7 protein-coding genes are annotated in these 6,548 nt (G+C 59.8%); all 7 read left to right on the plus strand.

Features of this window, described 5'->3' with window-relative positions:
- Positions 1–33: 33 nt before the first annotated feature.
- Positions 34–1,083, plus strand: a complete 1,050-nt coding sequence (locus tag EK369_RS20505; RefSeq protein WP_127116145.1) for an ABC transporter ATP-binding protein — start codon at positions 34–36, stop codon at positions 1,081–1,083.
- 81 nt (positions 1,084–1,164) lie between these two features.
- On the plus strand, positions 1,165–2,391 hold the full coding sequence (locus EK369_RS20510) for an ABC transporter substrate-binding protein (protein WP_127116146.1): 1,227 nt from the start codon (positions 1,165–1,167) through the stop codon (positions 2,389–2,391).
- 65 nt (positions 2,392–2,456) lie between these two features.
- Positions 2,457–3,485, plus strand: coding sequence for a carbohydrate ABC transporter permease (locus tag EK369_RS20515; RefSeq protein WP_127116147.1), 1,029 nt, complete (start codon positions 2,457–2,459; stop codon positions 3,483–3,485).
- Between the two features lies 1 nt (position 3,486).
- Entirely contained in the window at positions 3,487–4,368 is an 882-nt protein-coding gene (locus EK369_RS20520) for a carbohydrate ABC transporter permease (RefSeq protein WP_127116148.1), read from the plus strand.
- Between the two features lie 201 nt (positions 4,369–4,569).
- A complete protein-coding gene (locus EK369_RS20525) occupies positions 4,570–5,574 on the plus strand; it encodes a nuclear transport factor 2 family protein (protein ID WP_164727064.1) in 1,005 nt (334 codons plus the stop codon).
- Positions 5,575–5,704: 130 nt separating this feature from the next.
- Complete coding sequence (locus EK369_RS20530) at positions 5,705–6,250, plus strand: ester cyclase (RefSeq protein WP_127116150.1); 546 nt, start codon at positions 5,705–5,707, stop codon at positions 6,248–6,250.
- Positions 6,247–6,548, plus strand: a 302-nt coding sequence (locus tag EK369_RS20535; protein ID WP_206198133.1) for a histidinol dehydrogenase, incomplete at its 3' end; no start/stop codon positions are given. The genes EK369_RS20530 and EK369_RS20535, both read left to right, overlap by 4 nt.

The following is a 6,548-nucleotide window of genomic DNA, read 5'->3' on the forward strand; positions in this document are numbered from 1 at the left end:
AACGTATGCATACCGATTCCGCTGGGAGGACACATGGCCGAGATTCAACTGCGCAACGTTGGGAAACGTTGGGGATCGTTTGTTGGGGTCGATAATTTCGACCTGACCATCGCCGATAAAGAGTTCCTGGTTCTGCTTGGCCCGTCGGGCTGCGGCAAGACCACCACCATGCGCATGATCGCAGGTCTTGAGGACGCCACCGAAGGTGACATCCTGATCGATGGCGAGCGTGTGAATGACATGGAACCGAAAGATCGCGATGTGGCCATGGTGTTCCAGTCTTACGCGCTCTATCCCAACATGAACGTCTACGAGAACATCCGCTTTCCCCTGAAAGTGCGGGGCATCGACCCCAAGACCCACGACGAAAAGGTACGCCGCGCCAGCGCCATGGTCGAACTGGATGACTTCCTGCACCGCAAACCCGCGGAACTCTCCGGTGGCCAGCGCCAGCGCGTGGCGCTGGCCCGCGCCATCGTACGTGAACCCAATGTGTTTCTGATGGACGAGCCGCTGTCGAACCTTGACGCCAAGCTGCGCGTTTCGACCCGCGCGCAGATCAAAAACCTCAGCCACGAACTGGCCGTCACCACCATCTACGTAACCCACGACCAGATCGAGGCGATGACCCTCGCCGATCGCGTGGTCATCATGAAACAGGGCGTGGTGCAGCAGGTTGGCTCGCCCACCGATATCTACGACGAACCCGCCAACACCTTTGTCGCCAGCTTCATCGGCAACCCGGCGATGAACCTGATTGATGGCGAAATCAAAGGCGGTGTCTTCCGCGCGAAAGACACTGAAGTCTCTGGCTTGAATGCGCCGGACGGGCCGATCACCCTGGGTTTCCGCGCCGAGGACGCCAACGTGGTCGAGTCGGGCGGTGAAATCAACGCGCCGATCTACACTCAGGAGCTTCTGGGCGACAGCACCATGGTGTCAGTCCGCATCGCTGGCGCACTGGTCTCGGTCAAAGCTGACAAGACCTATCGTGCCGAGATCGACGATCAGGTCTCAATCCATATCCACAAAGATCACTGCCACCTGTTTGACGCATCAACAGGGGCACGACTGGGGGGCTAACCCCCAAATCACACCCGCTCAAGCGGGTCAAACCCGGGTGCAGGCTTCGAAGATGCACCCATTCTCTAAGGGAGGAACGAAATGTTTCTAAAGAAAATCGCACTGGCCGGCTCCATGGCCGCCTTTGCCGCGAGCGCAGGCTACGCCTGTGAAATCGGGGCACGGGTCAGCATTGTCGGCAACGAATTTGCCGCCATTCAGGCCGTTGGCGCCGCCGCACAGGAATGCACCGGGGCCGAGGTTGAATCCAACCTGACCTCCGAGCACCAGACCATCAACGTGGCTGGCTTGTCGGGCAACCCCTCGGAATACACCACCGCGATCATCGCCAACTCGTCGATCGTGGCGCTGATGAACGAAGACGTCGTGCGCCCGCTGAACGACCTTGTCGCCAAGCACGGCGATGGCCTGCAAAAAAGCCAGCTGATCAAGATCGGCGACGACATCATGGCCGTGGCCTTCATGGCCAACGCGCAGCACCTGATGTACCGCAAGGACGTGCTCGAACAGGCCGGTGTTGCCGTTCCCACGACCTACGAAGAAATGCTGGATGTGGCCGAGGCGATCCGCTCGCAAGGCATCATGCAGAACCCGGTTGGCGGCGCCTACAAGGCCGGCTGGAACCTGGCCCAGGAATTCAACAACATGTTCCTTGGCTACGGCGGCACCCACTTCAAGCCGGGCTCAGCTGAACCCAACATCAACACCGAAGCCGGTGTGAACGCGCTCAACATGATGAAGGCCCTGTCGGAATACATGAATCCCGACTTCCTGACCCATGACTCCAACGCCACCAACGCCGAATATCGCGCGGGCAACGTTGCGATCCTGAACATGTGGGGCTCGCGCGCGTCGCAGCAGACCACCACCGAAGGCGTTCTGGAAGAAGTGGCCGCAGGCCATGCCATCGCAGCCCCCCTGACCGTTGGCGGCGGCTCGATCCCGGCGTCGACCCTGTGGTGGGACGGCTGGGCAGTCGGCAAGAACATTTCCGACGAAGAGGCCGAAGCCACCTTTATCGCCATGAAGCACGGCATCAGCCCTGCCATGCTGAATGACGAAACCAGCCCGCTCGCGGTTTGGCTGATCGAAGGCTACCAGCCCACCGAAGCGGCCCAGGGCGTGTTTGCCGCGGCTCAAATGGGCACACCGCCCTATCCGATGCTGCCCTACATGGGCCTGATGCACAGCGCGCTCGGCAACGAGCTGGCTGACTTCATGCAAGGCAAGGAAAGCGCGGAACAGGCGCTGGCCGATGTCGAAGCCGCCTATCGTGCTGCCGCCATCGAAAAAGGCTTCCTGCAGTAACCAGCCTCACGTGCGGACGGTGATCTCAGCCGTCCGCACAAACCACCTCACGCCGGGATTTCGCTATGCGCCATAAGACATTCCTCTGGTTCTTCCTGCCCACAGGACTTGCGATGCTCTTGTTCATCGCGTTGCCCATCGTCTCGGTGGTGACCCAATCCATCTTTGCCCCCCACCCTGCTGTTCTGATCGAAGTCGAGAGCTGCACACCGCTGGTGGGCTGTACGACCGAAACCACAATCGACCAGGACGCCACCGCCGCCCTGCGCGCGGAAAAGCCCCTGGGTCGCTTTGTCGGCCTCGACATCTACTTTGACCGCGGCCACCTCGCCGTGACCGAATTCGGCGAGATCTGGGCGTCGAGCGACAGCTGGGGTGACATGTTCAAGGAATTGGGCAACCTGCCGTTCTATCGCGCCATGGCCTTTACACTGACCTTCGTTGCGGTCGTGACCCCGCTGACCATTGTCCTGGGTCTGGTCATCGCACTGGCCGTCAACTCACTGCATCGCCACCTCAAGGGGCTGATGATCTTCTTCTCGCTTTTGCCGATGATCGTTCCCCCAATTATCGGCTCACTGATCCTGTTCTGGATGGCCGACAGCCGTGGCATCATCGGCTCGGCCCTTATCGCCATGGCCGGAGACCCGGACTTCAGCCTCAAGGCCTCGACCGGGCTGATGTGGATCGCCCTGCTGGTCTACGGCGTCTGGCACGCAGCACCCTTTGCCTTTGTGGTGTTCTATGCGGGCTTGCAGACCCTGCCCTCGGATCAGCTCGAAGCCGCACAGATTGATGGCGCAACCCGCTGGCAACAGGTCAAATTCGTGGTCGTGCCACACCTGATGCCGCTGGTGACTTTTGTCGCGCTGATCCAGCTGATGGACAATTTCAAGGTGTTTGAACCGATCATCGGCTTCAACGCACAGGCGCACGCCCATTCGCTGAGTTCGTTCATCTTCAACGACCTTGGCGGCGAAACCCGTCAGCTGTCCTCAGCCTCTGCCACTTCCGTGATCACGATTATCGGGGTCGCCATTCTCTTGTCGCCGGTGCTTGTCCGCACCTGGCGCGACTTTAAAGGAGCTCGTTGATATGGCCAGCCGCGCACAAAGAATGCCAACAAGCCTGCGGATTACGTCCTCCGGCTTTGTCCTCCTGTGGTTCATCCTTGCCGCGTTTCCGTTCTTCTGGACGCTCTGGGGGTCTTTCAAGGTCGAGCTGGATTTCTTCTCGATCGCGGACTGGACCAACGCCATCACCGGCGAGCGAACCCAGGCTGTTTATGGCTCGCCCTTTACCACCACCGGATACGAAGGCGCCTGGATCAAGGAAGAGTTCTGGCGCAACGTTCTGAACACCGGCATCGTCTGCCTGTTTGTTGTGACGATCTCACTGACCATCGGCACGCTGGGCGGCTATGCGCTGTCGCGCTCGACCTACAACTATACGTTCTGGCTGCTGATCACCGCCCTGATCTTTCGCGCCATGCCGCCGATCACGCTGGTGGCCGGGTATCTCCTGCCGTTCTTTGAATGGAACCTTTGGGGCATCCTGCCGACCACCATCATTGTTCTGGTCGCCATCAACCAACCCTTTACGCTGTGGATGCTGCACTCGTTCTTCAAGAACATCCCCTCTGAACTGGACGAAAGCGCCAAGGTCGACGGCTGCAACCAATTTCAGGCCTTTCGCCGCGTGATCATCCCCGTGATGTGGCCCGGCGTCATCACCACAGGGCTGTTCTCATTCCTTCTGGCCTATAACGACTTTGTGGTCGGGGCGACGCTGCTGTCGGAAAGCAACCGCACCATGGTGCCCGCCGTAAACGCCTTCATGGGCACAACCCAGACCGAAGGCAACGTGATGTTTGCCGTTGCCGCCGTGGTCTCTGCCACGGCCCCCCTGTTCATCCTCGTGATGTTCTTCCAACGCCAGATCGTCGGTGGCCTGACCGCCGGTGCCGTGAAAGGGTAACCCGTTGGATCGCGCGAAACTTCAATCCGATTGTGCCCATGGCAAGGCAGGCAGCCTCAGCCTTGCCGCTTGCCGGGCGCGTCGGCCAGGACGAATTCCGTTTGCTCTGATGCGTGCAGGTCCCTGTGCCTGCACCTCAGACGCAAACCGGAATTCACCTTGAAGGGAAGTTAGATGAATACGCGCGCGAACAGACCCCCTATGGGCATCGCAACTGATATCTCTGTCAACAACAAGCAACGCTACGCCAAGTTTCTCGACAGTTTCACCACCGGATCGCTGGACGCTGTCACCGCAGCAGCGTCCGATCTCTTTGACCCAAACGCGGCGATCAACGCCAGCCATCCCATTAACGAGGCACAGCCGGGCACCGGTTATGTCACTGACATCATCACGCCAATTGCCCAAGCTTTCAAAGGGCTGGTGCGGCAGAACTATGTGATGATCGGCGGGGAATACCTCGGCACCGAATGGGTCACCTCCACGGGCTATTTCCATGGCCACTTCGCCCACCCCCTCTTTGGCATCCCCGCCAGCGGCAAGCTGGCCTACCTGCGGTTTGGCGAGTTCCACCGCATGGAGAATGGCAAGATTGTCGAAAGCCATGTCTACCTTGGGTTCGCGGAACTGATCATTGCCCTTGGGCTGTGGCCACTGGCCCCAAGTCAGGGATATGAGGGCGTGGTTCCCGGACCGGCCACCCATGACGGGATTATTGTCGGAGCCTCGGACCCTGTCCAATCACGTGCCTCGGCGGATCTTGTTGAGGGCATGCTGAAACAACTTGCCACTGAGGATAACGCCTGGCGCCCCTATTGGGATGACCGCATGGTCTGGTACGGCCCCGGCGGACTGGGCTCTTATCACACGGTCGACGCCTTTGCCGACTTTCAGCGCCCGTTCGAGACAACTTTTGACGGCTGGGGGGATGGCAAAGAGGCCGGCATCCCCGATGTCAAAGCTGACTGCAAAGCCGGCGACGGCGACTACGCTTTTCTGCACGGCTGGCGGATGATCACCGGCGTACATGTCAAACCCTTCCTCGGCCTCGCGCCCACCGGCAAGCGCGTGTTCATGCGGGACTGTGACTGGTGGCGCTGCGAAAACGGCAAGATCGTTGAAAACTGGTGCATGCTCGACATCCCGCACGTGCTTTTGCAACTGGGCTATGACGTCTTTGCCGAGATCGCGGAGGACGCTGCATGAGCCGCTCCGCCCGCACCTCTGCCCAATCGCGCCATCCCGCTCTCAACCGCATGCCAAGGGATTTTTTGCTGACCGTGGTTTCTCCTCCCACCACTGCAAACTTCCCTTGGCAATCTGAAAGGACATTCTGATGAAAGGTTCCCGCCCCGAACAGGCCGTGCTGACCCGCGACACGGACATGAGCAAAACCGACGACACCCGCCGGGTGATCGAAACCATGGTCGACGGTCTGAACGACCACCGCATCGACGACATCGGCGAGTTTTTCAGCGCCGGTTTCCGCTGGATGGGCAATCAGGGCTGCGGCACAAAAACCGGCCTGCAAGAGTTTCAGGAAAACTGGCAACGCCCGTTTCAGGCGGCCTTCTCCGACAAAACCTGCATTGATGAGGCCCGCCTCTACATGGGCGAATGGGCCGCTGCCTTTGGCCGCCAAGAGGCCACCCACTCCGGAGAATTCCTCGGCATCGCGCCCACCGGCAAACGCATTGAAATCCGCTACATGGACTTCTGGAAAGTCGTCGACGGCAAGATCGTCGACAATTGGGTGAATGTCGATTTCGCCCATGTCGCCGCGCAACTGGGCGTCGACATCTTCAATGGAGAAGGCTGGGAAGCCTTTGACCGCGGCGAGAAAACGCCTCCCCGCCCCGACAATCAAGGATCAGGAACATGACCATCGAACATCTCAAACGTGGCAAACCCGAAGCAGATCGCGCCGAAGACGACGCCAAGACCCGCGCCGTTGTTGAAGCGACCCTGAAAGACATCGAAACCCGTGGGGATGCGGCGGTGCGCGAGCTCAGCGAGAAGTTCGACAACTACAGCCCCGCCAGTTTCCGCCTGTCACAGGACCAGATTGATGAGCTGATCGGACAGCTGACCGACCGCGAACTGGCCGACATCAAGTTCGCCCAGGAACAGGTGCGCAATTTCGCCCAGGCCCAACGCGACTCGATGCTGGATATCGAGGT

The sequence above is a fragment of the Shimia sediminis genome (assembly GCF_003990645.1).
Lineage (GTDB): Bacteria > Pseudomonadota > Alphaproteobacteria > Rhodobacterales > Rhodobacteraceae > Shimia > Shimia sediminis.

Bases quoted from the DNA above. Each gene is read 5' to 3' on its own strand.
- EK369_RS20505 (WP_127116145.1), top strand. From the start codon at position 34: ATGGCCGAGATTCAACTGCGCAACGTTGGGAAACGTTGGGGATCGTTT.
- EK369_RS20510 (WP_127116146.1), top strand. From the start codon at position 1,165: ATGTTTCTAAAGAAAATCGCACTGGCCGGCTCCATGGCCGCCTTTGCC.
- EK369_RS20515 (WP_127116147.1), top strand. From the start codon at position 2,457: ATGCGCCATAAGACATTCCTCTGGTTCTTCCTGCCCACAGGACTTGCG.
- EK369_RS20520 (WP_127116148.1), top strand. From the start codon at position 3,487: ATGGCCAGCCGCGCACAAAGAATGCCAACAAGCCTGCGGATTACGTCC.
- EK369_RS20525 (WP_164727064.1), top strand. From the start codon at position 4,570: ATGGGCATCGCAACTGATATCTCTGTCAACAACAAGCAACGCTACGCC.
- EK369_RS20530 (WP_127116150.1), top strand. From the start codon at position 5,705: ATGAAAGGTTCCCGCCCCGAACAGGCCGTGCTGACCCGCGACACGGAC.